The sequence below is a fragment of the Streptomyces virginiae genome (assembly GCF_000720455.1).
In the GTDB taxonomy this organism is placed as follows: domain Bacteria; phylum Actinomycetota; class Actinomycetes; order Streptomycetales; family Streptomycetaceae; genus Streptomyces; species Streptomyces virginiae.
Genome location: NZ_JOAK01000016.1, coordinates 192,714 through 213,347, shown reverse-complemented (window position 1 = coordinate 213,347; position 20,634 = coordinate 192,714). Strand labels below are relative to the sequence as shown.

Below are 20,634 nucleotides of genomic sequence, written 5' to 3'. Positions count from 1 at the left end.
TCCGGCACGCGCGCCCTCCGGGCGGCCGACGCTACTTTGCGGACACTCCCTAGGGGGTTGGCACGCCCCGCTCCGTGCTGCCCGGGGCGTGTCCGCGCGACACTGGGAATGACGCCCGAAGCGGTACCGGACGGCGCAATGCCTCTGGCTCCCGCCCCGGACATCGGCCAGCATGGGGACAGCGGGACCGGCGGACGAGATGGGCACGCATGCGCGCCAGCGAGAGCAACCAGGACTATCCCTTCGCCGTCACGAACACGGCCGCGGCCCTGCTGGACGATGCCGGGACGGTCCTCGCCTGGACACCGGCGGCCGAAGCCCTCCTGGCACGCCGGTCCGCGGACGTGTGCGGCCGGCCGGTACGGGACCTCCTCGCGGACGCGGACACCGGCGGCTGGGAGGCGGTACTGGCCCAGGGCGGGCGGAGCGGGTGCGCGGGCCGGGACGGCTGGGCGGGCCGGGCCACCGTGCGGCACGGCTCGGGCGGCGAGCTGGAGATCGGCTTCCGCGTCGTCCCGCTGAACGACGGCGCGCCCGGGAAGGCCGCCCGGTGCCTGGTGATCGGCGCGCCTGTGGAGGTGGTCGCCCGGTGGCGGCAGGACCAGGCCTTCACCCGGGAACTGTTCCTCCAGGGCCGGGTGGGCCTGGCCGTCTTCGACGGGGACCTGCGCCTGCTGCGGACGAACACGCACCTGCTGCCGTACACCGGGGTGCCCGTCGACCTGTACGGCCGGCGCCTGGCCGACTTCCTGTGGGCCGAGGACGCGCGCGCCGTCGAGGACCGGCTGCGGGAGGTCCTTGACAGCGGGACGCCCCTGATCGGCTTCAACACGACCGTGCGCACCCTGGACGATCCGAGGGGCGGCCGGATCGTGACCATCCAGGCGTTCCGGCTCCAGGAGCCCGACGACCGGCCGATGGGTGTGGCGGCGGTGTTCACCGACGTCACCGAGCACGAACGCTCGCGCGGGCGCCTGGACCTCCTCTACCGCGCGACCGGGGCGCTGGGCGGTTCCCTGTCCGTCCTGCGCACCGTGGAGGACCTGGTGAAGGTCCTGGCGCCCACGTTCGGCGACTGCGCCGCGGTGGACCTGGCGGAGACCGTCCTCACCGGCGGGGAACCGACCGCCGACGGGCACCTCCCCCTGCCCCTGATCCGCATGGCCGTCGCCGGGGCGGAACCGGATGTGCTGCGTACGGGGACGACGACCCGGTTCGCGGGGCCGCCCTCCGCGTCCGCGGAGCGGGCGTGCCGGGGAGAGCTGGTCACCGGACTCGGCGACCGGCCCGCGCAGTCCGGCGACGACGCGGTCCCGGAGTGGGCCGGGGCCGTGCCGGGCGCGCATTCGGCGATGACGGCCCCGCTGTGCGCACGGGGCATCAGGTTCGGACGGCTCACGCTCTGGCGCACCGGGGAGTCCGCTCCGCTGGAGGACGACGACCTGGCCCTGCTGGAGGAGATCGCCGCCCGGGCGGCCGTCGCCGTCGACAACGCCCGGCGGTACACCAAGGAACGCCGAACCGCCGTCGGCCTGCAGCGCAGCCTGCTGCCGCCGGCCACCTCGGAGAAGCCCGCGGTGGAAGCCGCCGGTCTGTACCTGCCCGCCGACGCGGACAGCGGAGTCGGCGGCGACTGGTTCGACGTCATCCCCCTGTCGTCGGCCCGTGTCGCCCTGGTGGTCGGCGACGTCGCCGGTCACGGTCTGCACGCCACGGCCATGATGGGGCGCCTGCGCAGCGCCGTACGGGCCATGGCCGACCTGGACCTGGAACCGGAGGAACTGCTGGCGCACGTGGACGACATGGTCGTGCAGGTCGCGTCCGAGGCCGAGAGCGAGGACCCGGACGACGGCGACGCGGGCATTGCACTGCCCGGCGGTCCGGCCGGGGCCACCTGCCTGTACGCCGTGTACGACCCGGTCGCCCGTACCTGCGTCATGGCCAGCGCCGGACACCCGCCGCCGGCCGTCGTCGGCACGGACGGAACGGTGGAGTACGTCGAGCTGAGCCCCGGTCCTCCGCTGGGGGTCGGCGGCTGGCCCTTCGAGCCGGTCGAATTCGATCTGCCGCCGGGCAGCGTCCTCGCCCTGTACACCGACGGCCTGATCGAGCGCGGGGAGGGGGACGTCGACGAGGGCATGCGCGACCTCGCGGAGCGGCTGCAGCGCTCGGACGTCCTCGGCAGGCCGCTGCGCCAGGCCCGGCACGACATCGTGGAGGGGCTGCCACCGGGCAGGCTGCGGGACGACGTCACGCTGCTGCTGGCCCGTACCCGGGTGGTGGACACCGGCTCCCTCGCGACGTGGCTGCTCGACGCCGACCCGGCGGTCGTCGCCGACGCGCGTCATCTCGTCCTGGCCCAGCTGACGGCCTGGGACCTCGACGAGCTGGCGTTCAGCACGGAGCTCATCGTCAGCGAGCTGGTCACCAACGCCATCCGCCACGCCGGCGGCCCGGTCCGGCTCCGCCTGATCCGGGCGGACACCCTGACGTGCGAGGTCTCGGACTCCAGCAACACGCAGCCGAGGATGCGGCGCGCGAGGAATTCCGAGGAAGGCGGTCGCGGCCTGTACATCGTCGCCCAGCTCTCGCACCGCTGGGGCAGCCGCTACACCATGGGAGGCAAGACCGTCTGGTCCGAACAGAACCTTCCCCTCGCCTGACCACAGGAGGTGGTGGCCATGAGCAGCAGCACTCCTCGGGTCGATCCCGCGAACGCCGAGCAGGCGCGTGCCTGGGACGGGCGGGAGGGCGCGTACTGGGCGGAGCACGCCGACCGGTTCGACCGCGCGATCCGCCCCTACCGGACGCACTTCCTGGCCGCGGCCGGCATCTCCCCCGCCGACCGGGTGCTGGACATCGGCTGCGGCACCGGGGAGACCACCCGCGCAGCCGCGCGGCGGGCGAGCGGCGGCCGGGCGCTGGGCGTGGACCTGTCTTCGGCGATGCTGGAGGTGGCGCGGCGGCGGGCGGCCGCCGAGGGCGTGCACAACGCCGAGTTCGTGCAGGGGGACGCCCAGGTCCACGCCTTCCCCGCGGCGTCGTTCGACGTGGCCGTCAGCCGCACCGGTTCGATGTTCTTCGCCGACCCGGTCGCCGCGTTCCGCAACATCGGCGGCGCGCTGCGCCCCGGCGGACGCCTCGTACAGCTGGTCTGGCAGGAGGCTGAGGGCAACGAGTGGTTCCTCGCCTTCACGCGGGCCCTGGCCGCGGGACGTCCGATGGCCGGGCCCCCGCCCGGCGCGCCCGGGCCGTTCTCGCTGGCCGACCCCGCGCGCGTACGGGAGGTTCTGGGCGCCGCCGGCTTCACGGACGTCCGGCTGGAGCCGCACAGTGAGGCGATGTGGTTCGGTGAGGACGCGGCCGACGCGGAGCGGTTCACGCTGGGCCTGCACGGCTGGATGCTCGACGGTCTCGACGACGAGGGCCGGCGTCGTGCGACCGACGATCTGAGGGCCACCCTGACCGCCCACGAGAGCGACGACGGGGTGCGTTACGCGTCGGCGGTCTGGATCGTCCGGGCGACGCGCGCCTGACGCCGCCGAGGGTTAAGGCGGGATCAACTGAGCCTTAAGGATCCCGGCGGCCCCGCATCCTCCTCGGCGGTCCGGCCGTCGCCGCGGGCGCCGCACACGTGGCGGGGCATCAGTGGCGGCGGGGGCTGCCACCTGCGCGTTCGCACACCTCTGAAGGGCCCGGGGTCCTCGACGTCATGCCGCGTGCAGCATCCGCGGGCCACGTCACCGCCGGATTTGTAACACGGCGACAAGAACCGAACTCGTCTGTGACGGCGGGCGTATGCAGGACGAAGGGGAGGCCGTGCCCATCCGATCGAGGAGTGTCAATGTCCCGGAAACGGACGATGAGTCTTACGAAGAAGCTCGTGCTCTCTGTCAGCACGGGAGCCCTGGTCACCGGAGGGGTCGTGGTCACGATGGCGACCGGCAACGCCGCCGCCCCCGACGTCGTGTGTCCGGGGTCGACGGTGACGCTGTCGGGTGAAGCCGGTCCCCCGGCGGCGACCAGCGGGACCTTCCCCGTCGGGACGAAGCTGAAGGTCACGAACCTCGACAACGGCCAGGCCACCACCGTCACCGTGAACGGCCCCTCCGGCAGCTGCGTCCTGCTCAACAACGCCGCCTTCGACAAGGTGCGCGAACCCGGCAAGAACCTGATCCGGCGGGCCCGCGTCGAGCGCGTGGGCGGCGGCAACGCTCCGGCCACAGGGGCCGCCCCGGCCGCCCCGGCCGCTCCGGCGAAGCCGGCCGTTCCGTCCGCGGCGCCGGGCGGGCAGGCCCCGCCGGCCGCCGGAGAGGTCGTGTGTCCGGGGTCGACGGTGACGCTGTCGGGTGAAGCCGGCGCCCCGGCGGCGACCAGCGGGACCTTCCCCGTCGGGACGAAGCTGAAGGTCACGAACCTCGACAACGGCCAGGCCACCACCGTCACCGTGAACGGCCCGTCCGGCAGCTGCGTCCTGCTCAACAACGCCGCCTTCGACAAGGTGCGCGAACCCGGCAAGAACCTGATCCGGCGGGCCCGCATCGAGCGCGTGAACTGACCGCTGCGGCAGGCCTGTTCAAGGCTGACGGCGCCATGGTGGGGCGCGGCGCGAGCCGTCTCCCGCCATGGCGCCGACCCTTGCGAAAGAGCCCCGCGGGGCAGGGGTGCGGCGCTAGCCTGGGCGGCCCGGACGCTCGATGCGGGGGGATGCCGATGGCGGGCCGCGGAACGGGAGCACAGGGCGGCAGGCAGCGCCGGCTGTGTCTGATCGTGGATGTGGAGAAGTACAGCGGGCGCAGTCACCGGGCCCAGATGCGGGTGCAGGACGGGGTCGCCCACGCGCTGGACTACGCCTGCGAGCGCGGCGGAGTGCGCCGGCAGGGGTGCGCCCGGCAGGACCGTGGCGACGGTCAGCTGCTCCTGCTTCCCCCCGGGGTGGACGAGGCGAAGGCCGTGCCCGGACTGGTGCAGGGGCTGCGGGACATGCTGCCCGTGCTCAACGCCCGGGCGGCGGCGGACGAGCAGATCCGGCTGCGCGCCGCGCTCGCGCAGGGCTCGGTGCAGCGGGCACCGCTGGGCTTCGTCGCCTGGTCGGTGGAGCTGGCCTCGCGCCTGCTGGACTCCGCCGAACTGCGGTCGGCGCTCGCGGAGTCGGCGGACAGCGACATGGCACTGATCGTGTCGGCGGACCTGTACTCGGACACCTTCGCGACCGGCGCGGGCGGTCTGACCGGCTCGGCGTTCCGTCCGGTGCGGGTGGACATCCCGGAGAAGCGGTTCTCCTCCGACGCGTGGATCAGCGTGCTGCCCCGGGGCCGCACGGCTCCGCTCGGGGTGGCGGTCCCCCCGCCGGGGGCGCTCCCGGCGCGGCGCGGCCGCGGCGTACGGGCGGGCGGCGCCGCCCTCGGCCTGTCCGGGGCGTACGTCCTGGTCCGGGCGCAGCACCAGCCCGACCCCGGGAACCACACCGCGGATCCGCACGGCGGGCACCACGGGAACGACCTGCAACAGGGGCATCTCCACGACATCGGGGAGGAGTTGGCGGACATGGACCACGACGGCCACAACGACGGGCGGACCTGGGACGACGGGCACCTCACCGAGAGCGAGGTGATCGAGGCGGCCGACGGGACCGGCTACACCTCGGTCTCGGACTACGTGCACGGCGAGAACGGCCACGAGCCCGACCCCCATCCGGTGGCGGACTGGGACGACGACCATGGGCACGACCGGTGGTGATGTTCAGGGTGGGGCGGCCCTGAAGTAGAGCTCCTCGCACAGCTCGCGGGCCGTCCGGGCGTGGCGTCGCAGGACCGGTGACGGCCCCGCTTCCAGCCGTCGCCACCGGGTGGCCGCCTCGGCCGCGGTACGGGCCGCGTGCGCGCGGGCCGACGCGGTCGTCCCGGGCGCCGCTTCCGGCAGGCCGAGGCAGGCGGCCGTGGTGGTGCCGGTGGCCAGGCTGAGCAGGGACCGGGTGTCCGCCTCGGACAGGCGGAGCCGGCCGGCGGCGAAGTCGGCCAGGGCCGGTGCCAGTTCGGTCTGGCGCAGCAGCGGGTGGCGGCGCAGGGCGGCAACGCCGGCGCGCAGGTCGTCGAGGGCGCGGGCCGCCGGGGCCGGGGCGCCTTCGCCGAGCGCGGTGCGCGCGGCCTCGTCGAGGAGGCCGAGGGCGGCGGCGGCCCGCAGCCGGTCGGCGGCCGCGACGAAGCGCCGCCGGATCTCGTCCACGAGCGCGTCGACGCCCGAGGCCTCCCGCAGCGCCGCCAGCAGCGCGCGGGCGCCGGGATCACCCAGGGTGTGCACGGCATGCACGGCGGCGCCGATGCCGTAGCAGCCCAGGAGGTCCATGACCCGGGCCCGGCCGCTCTCGTCGAGGGGGCCGTCCGGCCAGTGCAGGAACTCGTGCGGGGAGTACAGCGCGCGCCCCAGGTCCTCGCGCGGCGCGGTCGCGAGCCGGCCCAGCAGGGCGGCGTCCGTCTCGGTGAAGTCCTCGCCCAGCGCCGTCTGCGCCAGCAGTCCCGCCACGGGCACGACGCCGGACAGCAGGCCGGTCAGCCGGGCGGTGTAGGTGGCGGCGACGCGGCGGGCCCGGGGCCAGGGATCGCCTGTTCCGTCGCCGAGTTCGTCGACGCGGCTGAGGACGCCGACGACGTTGAGGGCGGTCATCCGGTCGTGGGCCTGGCGGCGCAGCGCCTCCAGTGCCTCCGCGTCCCCGGCGCCGGGGTGCGGCATGACGTACAGCAGGGCGTCGGCGGCGCCGAGCGCGCGCAGTGCGACGGCGTCGAGTCCGCTGAGGGTGTCCATGCCGGGGGTGTCGACCAGTGTCCACGGGCGGTGCGGGTCCCGGCCGCCGGTGGTCTCGACGACGATCTCCTCGATCTCCTCGCGCGGGGAGCCGAGCAGGGTCACGTCGCGGGGGATGCCGCCGCCGGGGCGGCCGGGCACGTGGTAGCGGCGGCCGTCGGTGCGGCGCACCTCCAGGCGGTTCTGCACGCCGTCGCGGAACCAGGCGACCAGCGTGGTGCATTCGGTGGCGCCGGTGGCGGCCAGCCGGCGGCCGAGCAGGGCGTTGACGAGCGTCGACTTCCCGGCGTTCATACGGCCGCCGACGGCGATGCGCAGGCCCGGTTCGGCGAGGCGCAGCCGTACGGCGGCCAGGGCGGAGGCGACGGGCCCGCCGGGCGGCAGATGCGGGGCGGCGGCGCGGCACAGGGCGTCGACGCGCCCGCACAGCTCGCCCGCCGGCCCCGCCGCGGCGGGGCCGGTGGGGCCGGCGGGGCCGGTGGGGTCAGTCGGACCGAAGGTCATGCGGACTCCGGCTCCGGATCGGGTTCCGGCGCGGCTGCCGCGGCGGCCGCCGCGGCCGCCGCGGCAGCGGGGTGGCCGATGGCGGCGGCGAGGTCGCGGCCCCGGGCGATCAGTTCGCCCAGTGCGGCCGCCCGGCGCCGGGCGCGTTCGCGTTCCTTGGCGAGCTGTTCCCGGCCCGCCGCGAGGTTGCGCTGGAGTTCCTCCAGTTCGCCCTCCAGGAGTGTGCGCTGGGCGGACACCTGGTCGGTGATGCGCGCCGTGATGCGTTCGCTGACGTCGTCGACGGTGCGGGTGATCTCCGGGGGGATCTCGGTGGTCAGTTCGGCCACCATGCGGTGTGCGTACCGCATGGCGTCGCCGCGTACCCGCCCGAGGTCGGTACGGCGCTTGCGGCGGTTGGAGAGCAGCGCGATCATGCCGAATCCGGCGGCGAGCGGCAGCAGGACGCCGCCGGTGGCCAGCGCCGTCACGGTGGCCGCGAGACCTCCCGCTCCCCAGGCGGGCATGACCCGCTCGACGAGGGCGAGGGCGCCGCGGTTGTCGTGGCCGGTGCTGACCAGGGTGGGGAGCGCGTCGAGCCGTTCGGGTCGGGCGAGGGCCAGTTCGGTGACGGCCGGGCCGGCGTCGAGCCGGCACTGGTGCTCCATGAGGGCGACGAGCCGGGCGACTCCCTCCCGGGTGGCGTTGTCCAGGTCCAGCCAGATGGCCTCGACACCGGCCTCCAGGTCGCGGGGCAGTTCGGTGGCGAGGTCGGGTCCCGAGGACGCGGCGATCTTCTCCTCGGCGAGCTGGCGCAGGTCGTTGACGTTGCGCTGGAAGCCGACGCGCAGTCGGCGTTCCAGCTCGCGGGACGCCTGGCGGAGGTTGCCGCGCCAGGTGGCGTCGGAGCGCTGCAGGGTGCGCAGCGCGTCGCGGTGGCCGCGCACCTCGTCCTGGAGGGTGGGGTCCTGGGCGAGTGAGCGCAGCCGGCGTTCCTGTACGGCGGCGAGCGGGGCGAGGACGGAGAGGGTGACGTGGAGGGCGTTGGCGAGCCGCAGCCCGGCGGCCTCCTCGGCGATCCGACCGGACAGGGCCTCGGTCAGCGGGCCGAAGCCGCTGGCCTCCAGGCGGCGGGCGGCGGTCTCCCGGTCACCGGCGGCGGCCGCGGCGTCCGCGTCCTGCTTGGCACGGCTGCTGACGGGGAACCAGGGGGCCTGCGTGTAGCGGGGGGCGTGCTCGGCGAGCAGGGCGCGGTTGCGTTCGAGTACGGCCGGCCATTCGCGGTACTTGTCGGTCTGGGTGAGGACGAAGACCACCTCGGCGATGCGTTCGGTGGCCTGCTCCAGGAAACGGAGTTCGGAGGCGGTCAGTTCGCCGGATCCGTTGACGACGAAGACCAGGGCGTCGGCCTGGGAGAGGGTCGCCATGGTGATCCGGGCGTGGCCGGCGACGAGTCCGCCGACGCCGGGGGTGTCCACGAGGGTCAGCCCGGAGGCGAGCAGGGGTGCGGGTACCCCGACCTCGACGTGGTGGACGTCGTCGCGGCGGGCGGTCTGGGTGATCGGGTCGACGGCTGCGTACTCGGCGATGTCGGCCGGGTCGACGGGTACCGGGGCGGAGCCGCCGGTGAGGTGTGCCACGGCGGTGGGCCGGTCGGCGTGCCGGACGACGAGGTGGACGCCGGTGGCGACGTCGACCTCCACGGGCAGCAGGTCCCGGTGCCCGATCAGGGCGTTGATCAGGGAGCTCTTGCCGCGCTTCTTCTCACCGACGACGACGAGGGAAGCGGCGCCGGAGCGGATGCGGGCCGCCTCGGCGCGGACGGCCGCGGCTGCCTCCGGCGAGACCGGGGTGCCGTCGTCGGCGCCGGAGCGGGCGGCGCGGTCGAGGAGCACGGCGGCGTCCGCGACGAGCCGCAGCACCTCCGCGGCGCGGGGGTGGGTGTGGCGGATGTCGGTCATGCGGGCCCTCCTGGCCGGGAGCGGTACGGGTCGCCCGGATCGGGGTCGGTGCCGCGGTCGGTGCCGGGGTCGGTGTCTGTGCCGGGGTCGGTGTCTGTGCCGGGGTCTGTGCCGATGCCGTCCTGGTCCCGCACGCCGGGGCCGGGCGGTCCGTCGGCATCGGCGGTGAGGGCGCCCCACGCCCCGGCCCGGCCGTCGCGACCGCCGGACGCGCCGCCGCCGGGGGCGGAGACCGTTCCCGGGCCCTCGGCGCTGGCACCCGCCGGGCCGAAGGCCGGACCCGGAACTGCGGCCGCGCCGCCACCACCCGAGCCGTTGGGACCGGAGGGCGCAGGAGGCCCGTCCTGCCGGCCCCCCGCCCTGCCGCCGGGGGCGGAAACGGTGCCAGGGGCACCGTCCTCGGCGCCGGGGCCGGAGGCCGGACCCGGTCCTGCGGCTTCGCCGCGGCCCCCCGGGGCGCGGGCACCGTCCGGGCCGGAGCCCGTGCCAGGGGCGAGCGCGGCGTCCCGGTCCCCGGCGGCCCAGGCCGCTCCCGGGCCGGAATCCGGAGGGAGGGCTTCGGCCGCGCTGCCGGGACCTGGGGTGCCGAAGGCACCGAAGTAGCCTTCGAACGAGGCCTGTTGGGCCTCCACCTCGCGGGTGCGGCCGAGGAGTCCCGGGGCGGGTGGCTCCGGCTGTTCGTACGCCGCGCCGCCCGTCAGGTACGACTCGGCGGCCGCGGGGCGGCGGGGGGCAGCACGCTGCTGCGCGGGCCGATCGTCGGAGCGGCCCCCGTCGACCACGGACCGCAACGCCTCGACGGCCAGTGCCCACAGGCTCTTCCCGCCCTCGTCCCGGGGATGGCGCTGCGGGTCCCTCGCCGGCTTCCGTACGGGCTTGCCCACCGGCCTCGGGGCAGGGGCGCGGGCCGGAGCCGGCGGAGGCGTGCGCGGGGTGCGCCGGTACTCGGTGACGTCCGCGCAGCAGGCGTGCGTGAGGCCCGGCTCGCGGGCGTCGCGCGACCGCTGCCAGCCGGTGGTCAGGACGCAGTCCGCCATCGGCCCGGCGGCGAGCGCGGCGTCCCACAGGCCGTGGGCCTCCGCCGCCGGCAGCAGGTGGACGTCCGCGGTGTGGGCCGTGGGCCAGCGCAGCGCGGCGGCGGAGTCGGCCGGCCGCGCGCCCTCCGCCCAGGGCGCCGCCCCCGCGGTGCTGGGGAGCGTCACGGCGTCCCGTTCCAGGGCGACGTCCCACACCGGGGCGGCCCAGGCCCGGTAGGTGTCACCGGCCCAGCGCGGGAAGGCGGCCTCCAGCTCACCGAGGGCCGGCAGGTCGTGCGCGGCCGCCCGGTCCGGGTGGTGCCAGCCGACGAACCCGTACAGCGGGCGGCCGTGTTCGTCGTACGCCATCTCGGGGCCCAGCCGCGGCACCTGGCAGGCGACCCCGACCAGGACTCCGTGCACGCCCCGGTACAGCAGGAAGCGGGGCGCGGCGTCGAGCCGTGTACCGCCGGCGACCACGGCGAGGACCGTACGTCCGAGCGGTCCCCCGGGGGTCGCCCCGTCGGGCAGTGCCCGCCACCAGCGGTCGACGCGGTGCGTCCGGCCGTAGACGACGGCCGACCAGCCGCCGCCCGGCAGCGGTCCGGGGCGGCCGTGCCCCGCGGTGTGCTCCGTCGACATCGCCGTCAGCCGATCTGGAGCTTGCCGGAGCGGTAGACGGGCATGTTCCGCAGTTCCTCGACCAGTTGTTCGGCCCGGACGCGGGCGGCGGCGACCCGTGCCTGCGCCTCGCCGTGCAGTTCACGGCCTGCGGCGATCTCGGCGTCCTTGCGGCTGATCTCGTTCCTCTTGAAGTAGTTCCTGATCATGCCGCCGCTGCGCAGCCCGGCCAGCTCCTGGGCCTGTTCGTCGAGCTGCCGCCCGACCGCGCGTACGTGCTCCTCGCCGTGGCGGACGATGCCCTCGTCGAGGTAGTGCAGCAGGGCGAAGATCATGGGGTGGTGCAGGTTCTGCGGGTCGACGAGCGTCGGGTCCACGGTGGCGGGCGAGGCCTCGCCGAAGCTGCCCAGCTGGACGGGGCAGAGCATCGCCGTGACGCCTTCGGAGTCGATGACCTTGACCAGTTTGGAGAGGTTGCACGCGGTCTTCTCCAGGGCCTCGTGGGTGGGCAGTCCGGAGATCTCCCCCAGCAGATCGGCCTTGGTGACCAGCACGACGATCGAGGGTGACGGCTCGCCCCGCTGCCGGCGCCGGTCGCAGACGTTGGAGATGGCCCGGGAGAAGCGGGCGATCTTCATGGGGTCGGCGGCGGGGTTGAGGTGGGCCGGGGTGTCGTCGGCGACCCAGCGGCCCACGTGCTGTCCGTCCAGCACGAGGAAGATGCTGTCGGAGCGCTCCAGGCGTTCGGTGAGGGCCGCGATGTCGGCGGGGGCGCCGTCGCCGCCGCGCTGGGTGGCGGCCCCGCCGCGGAAGTCCTGGCAGTCGAAGTCGACCAGCGAGGTCACTCCGTGGCGCAGGACGAACTCGTAGTCGATCGGGTCCTCGTTGTTCGGCGCCGGCAGCCGGCCGTCCGCGCACAGCGCCTCCCAGGCCTCGGCGAGGTCGAGGTCGGTGTCCGGGTCGGTGGCGTACATGAAGTAGCCGCGAAGGCCCATCGAGAGGGTGGCGTACATGCCGTGCAGGTAGGTGGTCTTGCCGGAGCCGGTGGCCCCCAGCATGGTCATGGTGATCCGGTGGTCGCTCATGCGTGGTGTTCTCCCGTTTCGGTGGCACGGTGCGGACACGGGTTCGAAGGCAACGGGCTCGGAGGCGGGGCGCTCAGAAGCAGAGGACGCCGTCCAGCAGCCCGGCGAGGCGTTCGGCCGGCTCGAAGAGGGGCTCCAGGCGCTCGTACTCGGCCTGCGCGGCGCGCTCGTGGCGGGCGCTGATCTCCGCCCAGGAACTCTCCTCCTTCCACCAGCTGGAGATCCGGTCCCAGGCGGTGTCGTTGGCTGCGGCGCGCCGGGCGGAGGCGAGGGACTCCTCGATGGAGGAGTGCAGGGCCAGTCCCCGGCCGACGATCCCGTAGTGCAGGCTCCACAGCACCGGCACGGCGACGTTGACCGGTTCGGGGCCGCAGGCCACGAGCGCCACGGCGCCGCGCAGGTGCTGGGTGCGGGCCACTCCGGCGATCAGGCCGTCGAAGGGCTCGACGAGCCGTTCCAGCAGTCCCGGCCGGTCGAGGTCGAGCAGGTCGCTCTTGGTGAACGCGATGACGAGCGGGGTGAGCTGGTCGCCGCGGGCCTCCAGTGCCCGCTGGACCAGTACGGTCATCCGGCGCGTGTAGCGGTCGGACCCGCTGTGGGTCAGCAGCCGGTGCGCGTCGACGAACACGACGATGCCCTGGGCCTCGACGAGGTCCTGCTGGAGCTGCCCGGCCTGCGGGCTGTCGGCCTGCCGCTCCGTCAGGGCGCCGCCGCGGTAGTCGCGCCACCGGAAGGGCAGCACGTCGCGGCCCTGGTACTGGAGGACGAACTCGAAGACCTGGCGCCTGCTGCTCATGTCGGGATAGCGGCCCCGAAGCACGGCCTCGGCGGCGGAGGTCAGCGCGCCGTGGACGTGCACGTCGTCGGTGCGCAGGCTGAAGCCCTGGATGCCGTCGCGCATCGCCGCGTACATGAGTGACACGTAGGTGGTCTTGCCTGCCGCGCTGTGGCCCAGCATCACGATGTCCATCGGGCTCCCTCGGCGTCGTGGGGAAGGCGGGTGTCGGGGATGCGGGTGTCAGGGCCGCGGGAGGCGGGTGTCAGGGGGCCGCCGGTGTCAGGGCCGCGGGGTGAAGCGGAAGCCCAGGTCGCCGTCCGGGTTCAGGTAGCGCCGGACGCGCCCGCCCGGGGCCGCCGGGCCCTCGGCGTACGTCGCGCCGCCCGCGTGCGCCGTGCCCTGCACGTGCGCCGGCCCGGCGGCCCCCTCCGGACCGGACGGTCCCGCCGGCGGCAGGACGGCCAGGGCGCCGAGGACGACGGCGGACTTGGGGTCGGCGGCGAGCAGCGGCAGCCGCCCGGTCCGCTCGGCGATCAGGTCGGACACCCGGGGGGTGCGGCTGGCCCCGCCGGTGAGCACGATCGCGTGGACGTCCGCGGTGTCGAGCCCGGCGTCCGCGACGGTGGCCGCGAGCAGCTCGTAGCTGCGGGCGAGCAGGGGTTCGGCGGCGGCCCGGTACTCGTGCGCGCGGATCAGGAAGGGCTGCGGGTAGCCGGGCACGGCGAGGTCCACCGAGCCGGTCTGCGAGAGGGCTTCGCGCGCGGCCGTCAGCTCCCGCCCGAGCGCGGCCCGCTGGGCGGCCGCGGGCGGACCGGGGTCCTCCCAGAGGTCGTTCCAGGGGGCGGGGTCGCGGTCGGCGGCGCGTTCGCCGAGGAACTCGCGCAGGCACTCGTCGAGGTCCTCGCCGCCGAGGTGGGGGTCGCCGCCGATGGCGACGGTGTCGAAGCCCCGGGCGGTGCGGCGCAGCACCGCGGTGTCGAAGGTGCCGCCGCCGAGGTCGTAGACGGCCACGGCGCCGCCCTCGGGTACCGCGTGGGCCTGGCCGTGGTGCAGCGCCGCCGCCACCGGTTCGGGCAGGAAGCCGGGAGCGGCGATGCCCGCGCGGTCCGCGGCGTCGGCGAGCCTGTCGCGTTCGGCGGTGCCCCAGCGGGCGGGGTGGGTCAGGACCGTACGGGTGGGAAGGCGGCCGTCGTGCGCGGCGCGGGCCTCCGCGTACACGCGGCGCAGGACCGCGGCGGCCAGCTCAGCGGCGGGGACGGACCGGCCGCCCAGCAGTACCGCCGACTGGCGGGCCAGGGCCCGTTTGGGGGCGCGTTCGGCCTGGTCGGGATGGTGGGCGGCGCGCTGCTGCGCGGCTCTGCCGGTGAGGAGGGCGCCGCTGTCGTCCAGGCAGACCAGGGCCGGCAGGCAGCGGCTGTTGTCGATTTCCAGGGAGCGGGGCCCGACGGCACCCGCGGCGGTCTCGTCCCCGGACGTGGCCGCCGTGGTGAAACAGGTGCCGAAGTCGACGGCGAGCGACCACGCCCGCTCCCCTCGTCCCGCACGGGCGGTGCCCCTGCCGTTGGCCACAACTCCCCCTGGGTGACGTCGTCCCGCTCCCTGGCCCGGCGGTCCCCGCGCCGGGAGCCCCATCGTGGCGGAGGGGCCCCGTCGAGAACCGGTCAGGTGAGGGAATGCGGCCCACTGCGCGGCGCCACGCGGGTCCGGACGGGGCGGATCCCCGCGTGCCGCACAAAGTGACTGGTGAGTAGGCGAGTTGGGGTGTGCAGCGGTCTGTGGTGCGGATGGGGAATGTCTCGCTCCACCGGCCCGGGGCGTCGCCTTATCCGGTCTGTCCATCTGATCCCCGGACAACTTCTGCGTGCGCTAGGTTCCTCGCACTGGCACCGCCCCGTGCACGAGCGGGCGTGAAAGCCGAGGGGGGATCCCATGCGCACGCACACACCATCCAGCTCCAGGAACCACACGACGGCGGCGAGTCGTTGGCCCCGGGGCACACTCATGGCCAACCTGGCGGCCGACGACCGGGAAACGCTGATCGGCCTCGGCCGCGTCGTCGCGTACGGCGTCGGGGAGACCCTCATACGGGAAGGAGGACCCGAGACGACGGCCCTGCTGATCACCTCGGGCTGCGTGAAGGTCTTCGGTGGCGCCGAGGACGGCGCGACCGTGCTGCTGGCCCTGCGCGTGCACGGTGAGATCGTCGGGGAGATCTCCGCGCTGGACGGCCAGCCGCGGTCGGCCACGGTGGTGGCGGTGCGGCCCACCGCCACCCGGGTCCTGACCGCCGCCGCCTTCCGCTCCTTCTTACGGGAGAGCCCGACCGCGGCGGAGGTCGTGCAGCGGTCGGTGGCCGGCAAGCTGCGCGGAGCCACGCGCCACCGCATCGACTCCAGCAGCGGTACGGCCACGGTCCGCCTCGCCCGGACCCTCGACAACCTGGTACGCAGCTACGCGCGCGCCGTCCCCGACGGACTGCGCATCGACGTGCCGCTGAGCCACGCCGATCTCGCCGCCCTCGCCGGGATCTCCGACGCCAGCGTGCAGCGCGCCCTGCGCAGCCTGCGGGCCGCCGGCGCCGTCGCCACGAAGTACCGGGGGGTGGTCGTCCGCGAGCCCGGCATCCTGCGGGCCATCGCGGGGCAGAGCGGCTGGCCGGCGGCCGACGAGAGCCTGCTCCCGGGGATCCCCACGCCGCGCGGCCCGCGGCCGCCCCGGCCCAAGCGGCCGCCGCTGGAACCGCGCCCGTCACGCACCGATCCGGCCACCGGCCCCTACAGCGCGCCCCTGGCCCCGCGCGGGCCGGCGCCCGCCGCCCCGGCGGCGCCGGACGAGGACGGCCCGCTGTCCGAGACGGGCTGAGCCCCGCTCGTCCCCTCCCGGCCCGCACCATGTCCGAAAATGCGTCACCTGACCAATTCTCGTGAGGCTCCCCCGGCGACAGTGGTCGCGGAGGCCAACGCGTTTGGGGGGTTGGTGTGGTGACACAACGCAGGTTCGGGCTCACCTCGCGGCGCGCCCGGGAGCGGGAGCGGGAGCCGGTACGACCGTCCGTCGTACCGGGCCCGACCCACCGTGATCCGAGGGCGCTGGCAGCGGAGCTGCGGGAGCTGGCCGCCCACCCGCGGGCCGGCTCCCACAGCACCGCGCTGCGGGAGCTGGCGGACGCGGTGGCGGGCGGCTCCGGTCTGGAGGTCTGGGCGGGCGGCGGCCTGGTCGCGGCGTACGGCGGACCCGACGCCCTGGCGCCGGGTCCGGACGAGGACGCCGCGCGGGGCCGCAGGCTGGGCGCGCTGCCGACGGTCCTGGTGTTCGTACCGCTGCTGATCACCTGGTTCGGGCTGGGCGCCGCCGCTTGGGCGTACCAGCGGATGCGGGAGGCGGGCAGCACGGCGCAGGGGTCGTTCCTGACGCTGTGGCAGCAGGGCTTCGACGGGCGGCTGTGGCCGGTGCTGCGCTTCGACATGATGGCGCTGTGGACGGTCCTGGCCCTGTCGGCGCTGGCCACGGCCACCTTGATGCGCCACCGCTGGGAGGAGCGGGACGAGAGCGAACGCCGCATGCTGTCGCAGCGGCTGTCCGGTGCGCTCGCGCAGACACAGGCGCTGGCGGCGGCCGCCGCGGCGGCTTCACCCGGGCGGTTCACGGCCGAGCTCCAGGGCGCGGCGGAGCGGCTGCGCGAGCTGCTGGGCCAGGCGGCCACCGTCCAGCAGTGCGCCCGGGACCTGATCGTCCAGGCGGACGGCGCGGCCGGCCGCAGCGTGGCCGCCACGGCCGCACTCGACTCGGCGGCGGACGCGCTGCGTTCGGGGACCACCCAGATGCGTACGTCGGTGCAGAGCACCTCGGCGGCGGCGCAGGAGGTGGCTGCGGGGAGCCGGCTGCTGGCGGAGAGCTTCGACACGGCCGTCACCGCGCTGCGGACGACGGTCGCGGAATCGTTCGTCGCCGCCGGGCAGGACGCGGCGCGGCTCATCGGCGCGGCCGGGGAGTCCGTCGCGTCCCGCTTCGACACGGTCGCGGTGGCCGCCGAGGAGCGGGGGTCCGCCGTCGCCGGGCACGCCGCCGATTCGATGGACCGGGTGGGCCAGGAGGTGCGCCAGGCGCTGACGGCGGCGCGCGGCTCCTTCGCCGAGTCGACGCAGCTGCTGGGCTCGGCGGTGCACGGCCTGGACCGTTCCCTGACCACGCTGCCCGCCTCGCTGGAGGCCTCGGCGTCCGAGGGGGCCGAGCGGATCGGCATGGCCTACGAGCTCGCGGTCGCCGCCCTCGCGGCCTCGCTGCGTCAGGAGGTGCGTTCGGTCTCGGACGAACTCGCGGACCGGATCGAGGAGTTGCGGGAGGTCGTCGCCGCCCGGCAGTCGACGGAGCACGAGCTGCGGGCCGGGCGCGAGCTGCATGACTCCCAGCTGTGCGCCGCAGTGGCGGAGTTCCACGACACGCTCCGCACGCTGACCAAGGCGCTGCGCGAGGCGGGTCCCGCCCTCGCCGACGGCGACGCCCGGCCGCGGGACACCCGCCCGCCCGGTGCCCCGGCCGCACCGCCCGCCCGGTCGGCCCCGCCCGCCGGGGACGGCGTACGGTCCGGGGACGACCGGGAGGGGGTGCGGTGAGCCGGGACTCGGGACGTCCCGGCGGCACCTACCTCGCCGGGTGGCTGTTCGCGGACCTGCTGCTGGTGATCGTGCTCGTGGTGCTCGGCAGCGAGATGCCGGCCGCCGACCCGCACCCCGACCCGGCACCGACGGCCACGGCCACCGCCACCGCCACGGCGACACCGGATCCGTCGCACAGCCCCTCTCCCACCGGCTCGGTCACCTCCCGCCCCGGCGGACTCGACCCGGTCACCGTCTCGATCGGCATCCGCCTCGACCCCGGCGCCCTGATCGCCGGCAGCCCCTCGGAGACCGCCGAACTCACCCGGCAGGTCACCCAGGAGATCAAGCGCTACGAGGGCCGCACCGCGGCGTTCGTGATGGTCTTCGGCACCGTCCGCACCTCCACCGGCGGCTCCGTCGACACCGGCCGCAGCGACGATTACGCCACGGCGGTGGCCCGGCAACTGCCCCAGGCCGCACCGCGGTTCTTCCCCCCGTACTCGGAGAAGATCATCCGCGGCTACCACGACAGCGGGTCGTCGATCGCCTCCGGCACCGCCCGGATCGAGCTCTTCTTCCTCCTGTCCTGACCGGACACCCCTCAGCAGCCCGGCAGCCGGGCATCCCGACGGCCTCGACGGAGTGTGGATCGCTGTGACCTCCACGACGAACAACCTGAGCCTCTCCGACCTGCGGCTCTTCGCCCAGCAGACCCTGACCATGCTCAGCGAGCAGGACGTCCCCGACACACCGGAGGCCCACGCGTCACGGGACCGGGTCCAGACGCTGGCCGGCGAACTCGCCTCCCGGCTCGACGCACCGGTCACCATCGGCGTGGTCGGCGAGTACTCCGTGGGCAAGTCGCTGCTCCTCGGCACCCTGCTGGGCAAGCCCGACCTGCTGCCGGTCGAGGCGGCCCCCAGCACGGGCAACATCACCGTACTGGAGCTGACGCGCGGCGCCCCGGGCAGCGCGACGGCCGTCTCCTCGACCACCGACATCACCTTCCTCGACGAGGAGCGGCTCGCCGCCTGCGTGGGCGCCATCCTCGGCGAGCTGGTCGCCACTGTGGACGCCAGGCACCCGCAGCTCGGCGCGCGCGAGATGCTCGGCGGCTACAACCCGGTCACCGACCCGCGCGGTTGGGCGCCCTTCGAGGCCTGGTACCCGCGGCTGTGGCCCTCGGGCACCGGCCCGGTCGCCCACGAGACGATCTCGGCGGCCCACCGGGACGCCGTCACCGAGCTGTGCCGGATCCGCGACGCCGCCCTCAGCCAGCAGGACCTGCTGGGCAAGCCCATCGGGGTGGCGACGGACTCGATCCGCGCGGCCCTGGTGCTGGAGGCTGCCCGGCGCACCCCTCGGACGCCGCCCAAACGCACCGTGCAGCCCTTCGACGTGGCGCAGCTGAAGCAGGACAAGACCGCCCCGGACGCGCTGCGCCGGGCCTTCCCGCTGATCGAGCGGGTGACGCAGCGGGTCACGCTGTCCCCGGACCACTGGGACATCGGCGGGCTGACCGCCGAGGAGCACACCGTGCGGCTGCTGGACTTCCCCGGCATCGGCGCGGCGGGTTCCTACGGGCGCGACACCTTCCTCAGCCGCCGCGAGCTGGTGAACGTCCACACCATCCTGCTGGTGCTCAGCGCATCACGGGCGGAGTCCAAGGGCGCGTCCGCGTTCTGGGACATGCTCGCCGAGGACGGGCGGCAGCCGCAGGCACTGGCCAGTGCCGCCCTCGTCGCCGCCAACGCCTTCGACCTGGCGAAGCCCCCGGCGCTCAGCCAGTACCCCCACGGGCCGCTGCCGCTGGAGCGGCTGCTGCCCCACGCCGCCGAGATCAACGGCATCCACGTCTACGGCAACAAGTTCGTGGCGCAGCGCGAGGACGGAATCGTCGTGGTGTCCTCGGTCAGCGCCATCCGCGCGCACCAGCTCCCCTACACGGCGACCTCCCCGGAGACCCGCGACCGCATCCGCGCGGCGCTGCGCGACCTGGATCCGCCGGGCACCCGGCGGTGGGAGCCGATCGCCGCCCGGCTGGCGGCGGCCGACCCGGCCAACGCGTGGACGCCGCGGCTGCGCGCGTACGACGAGGACGGCGGCATCTCGCGGCTGCGCACGCTGATCGAGAACCATGTACGGCGCCACGGGCTCGCCCAGAAACTGGAGCGGGCGCAGAGCTCCCACCGCAAGCTGTCGCGCGAACTCGCCGTGCTGCGGGGGCACGTACGGCGTGCGGGGGGCGGCGGCCGCTCGGAGGAGTACCGGGAGCTGTCGCAGAAGCTGACCGAGTTCCGCAGGCTGCTCGACCGCATGCTGCCCGCTCTGCACGCGCTGCGCGACGGCGGCCCGCCGGGCGGGCCGGACGGCGGGCCCGGCGAGGAGCCGGGAGGACGGCCGCCCCGGCGTGGCGAGACCGCCGAGGCCGTGCGCGACGAGGTGTTCGACTGGCGGGAGTGGCAGGAACTGCTGGGCCGGGCCGAACGGGACCGGCACCATCTGGTGCCCCGCAGCGAGCCGCCGTCCAGCGAGGGGATCCCCGTCAAGGGGCGCCGCCCGGGCCGCGGGGCGGGGGCCGGCGGCAGTACGGCGGGCTCCGACAGCGGTGGTGACGGCGCTTCCGCGGACTCCACCGGGGCCTTCCTGGACAAGTTCCGTTCGCTGGTCGACCGCCGTACGGACGACGGCCGCGACCAGCTCCGGGCCTGGTTCGAGAACTGGGCGGCCCACTGGCGCGAGGAGTTCGGGCCGCTGCGTGCCTGGATGGCCGACGAAGCCACCGACGCCGTGCTCACCGAGCTGTTCACGCGGCTGCGGGGCAGCGCGCAGAAGGCGGATCAGCAGCTGGACCACCTGTGGACGGCGCTGGATCCGGTCAATGCGACGGAGCGGGTCACCGAGCTGCTGTCGGCCCCCGGTCCCACGCCCGAGGAGCAGGAGGCCCGGTTCCCGGCCCGTTCCCCCCACGCCCTGCCGTGGCACCACCGGATGCCGCTGCTCGACCAGCAGTCCGACGAACGCGAGCGGCATCCGCGGTCGGTGGTGCAACTGCGCCAGAACACGGCGGACGCGGCCGCGCGGCTGGTCACGGAGTACCTGGGGCGCACCCTGGCCCGGATCGAGAAGGACCTCGTCGCCCTGTACACGAAGGCGGGCGAGTACCTGCCCACGGAGACGGAGGTACGGCCGCCGCGTCCGTCCTTCCCGGCCGCCTCCGCCGCCCCCGACGGCGAGGAAGAGCCCGAACAGCCCATCGACGTCCTCATCCGAGCCTGGAGCGCCGACTGA

General features: G+C 75.2%; 14 protein-coding genes. 8 read left to right on the top strand and 6 right to left on the bottom strand.

Annotated elements, in window-relative coordinates:
* The first annotated feature begins 209 nt into the window (after positions 1 to 209).
* From IG86_RS0123230 to IG86_RS0123215, 4 genes are all read left to right on the top strand, one after another.
* Positions 210 to 2,663, top strand: coding sequence for a SpoIIE family protein phosphatase (locus tag IG86_RS0123230; protein WP_030899249.1), 2,454 nt, complete (start codon positions 210 to 212; stop codon positions 2,661 to 2,663).
* An 18-nt stretch (positions 2,664 to 2,681) separates the two neighbouring features.
* Positions 2,682 to 3,536 (top strand): class I SAM-dependent methyltransferase, encoded by an 855-nt coding sequence (locus IG86_RS0123225; RefSeq protein ID WP_030821806.1) that lies wholly within the window; start codon positions 2,682 to 2,684, stop codon positions 3,534 to 3,536.
* Positions 3,537 to 3,838: 302 nt separating this feature from the next.
* Positions 3,839 to 4,558: an RlpA-like double-psi beta-barrel domain-containing protein gene (locus IG86_RS0123220; RefSeq protein WP_420894114.1), complete on the top strand. Its 720-nt coding sequence runs from the start codon at positions 3,839 to 3,841 to the stop codon at positions 4,556 to 4,558.
* A 218-nt stretch (positions 4,559 to 4,776) separates the two neighbouring features.
* Positions 4,777 to 5,739 (top strand): hypothetical protein, encoded by a 963-nt coding sequence (locus tag IG86_RS0123215; RefSeq protein ID WP_157854868.1) that lies wholly within the window; start codon positions 4,777 to 4,779, stop codon positions 5,737 to 5,739.
* 3 nt (positions 5,740 to 5,742) lie between these two features.
* Here the strand turns inward: IG86_RS0123215 and IG86_RS0123210 are convergent, their stop codons facing one another.
* The 6 genes from IG86_RS0123210 to IG86_RS0123185 all read right to left on the bottom strand — a co-directional run bounded on the left by IG86_RS0123210 (position 5,743) and on the right by IG86_RS0123185 (position 14,314).
* Positions 5,743 to 7,305 carry a dynamin family protein gene (locus IG86_RS0123210; protein ID WP_030899244.1) on the bottom strand — a complete coding sequence of 521 codons (1,563 nt, stop codon included), beginning with the start codon at positions 7,303 to 7,305 and terminating at the stop codon, positions 5,743 to 5,745.
* A complete protein-coding gene (locus IG86_RS40080; protein WP_051785345.1) occupies positions 7,302 to 9,245 on the bottom strand; it encodes a dynamin family protein in 1,944 nt (647 codons plus the stop codon). Before IG86_RS40080 ends, IG86_RS0123210 begins: the two co-directional genes overlap by 4 nt.
* Positions 9,242 to 10,903, bottom strand: coding sequence for a hypothetical protein (locus tag IG86_RS0123200; protein ID WP_030899241.1), 1,662 nt, complete (start codon positions 10,901 to 10,903; stop codon positions 9,242 to 9,244). Before IG86_RS0123200 ends, IG86_RS40080 begins: the two co-directional genes overlap by 4 nt.
* Before the next feature lie 5 nt (positions 10,904 to 10,908).
* Positions 10,909 to 11,967: a hypothetical protein gene (locus tag IG86_RS0123195; RefSeq protein WP_030899238.1), complete on the bottom strand. Its 1,059-nt coding sequence runs from the start codon at positions 11,965 to 11,967 to the stop codon at positions 10,909 to 10,911.
* Between the two features lie 73 nt (positions 11,968 to 12,040).
* Positions 12,041 to 12,937 carry a TRAFAC clade GTPase domain-containing protein gene (locus tag IG86_RS0123190; protein ID WP_030821791.1) on the bottom strand — a complete coding sequence of 299 codons (897 nt, stop codon included), beginning with the start codon at positions 12,935 to 12,937 and terminating at the stop codon, positions 12,041 to 12,043.
* Positions 12,938 to 13,024: 87 nt separating this feature from the next.
* Complete coding sequence (locus IG86_RS0123185; protein ID WP_051785344.1) at positions 13,025 to 14,314, bottom strand: Hsp70 family protein; 1,290 nt, start codon at positions 14,312 to 14,314, stop codon at positions 13,025 to 13,027.
* A 432-nt stretch (positions 14,315 to 14,746) separates the two neighbouring features.
* Between IG86_RS0123185 and IG86_RS0123180 the strand changes: the two genes are divergently transcribed.
* From IG86_RS0123180 to IG86_RS0123165, 4 genes are all read left to right on the top strand, one after another.
* On the top strand, positions 14,747 to 15,607 hold the full coding sequence (locus IG86_RS0123180) for a Crp/Fnr family transcriptional regulator (RefSeq protein WP_051785343.1): 861 nt from the start codon (positions 14,747 to 14,749) through the stop codon (positions 15,605 to 15,607).
* 119 nt (positions 15,608 to 15,726) lie between these two features.
* The gene (locus IG86_RS38985; RefSeq protein ID WP_157854867.1) at positions 15,727 to 17,358 is read left to right on the top strand and encodes a hypothetical protein; all 1,632 of its coding nucleotides are present in this window, start codon (positions 15,727 to 15,729) and stop codon (positions 17,356 to 17,358) included.
* The gene (locus tag IG86_RS0123170) at positions 17,355 to 17,933 is read left to right on the top strand and encodes a hypothetical protein (RefSeq protein ID WP_051785342.1); all 579 of its coding nucleotides are present in this window, start codon (positions 17,355 to 17,357) and stop codon (positions 17,931 to 17,933) included. The genes IG86_RS38985 and IG86_RS0123170 overlap by 4 nt, the downstream gene beginning before the upstream one ends.
* Before the next feature lie 64 nt (positions 17,934 to 17,997).
* Entirely contained in the window at positions 17,998 to 20,634 is a 2,637-nt protein-coding gene (locus IG86_RS0123165) for a P-loop NTPase family protein (RefSeq protein ID WP_030899232.1), read from the top strand.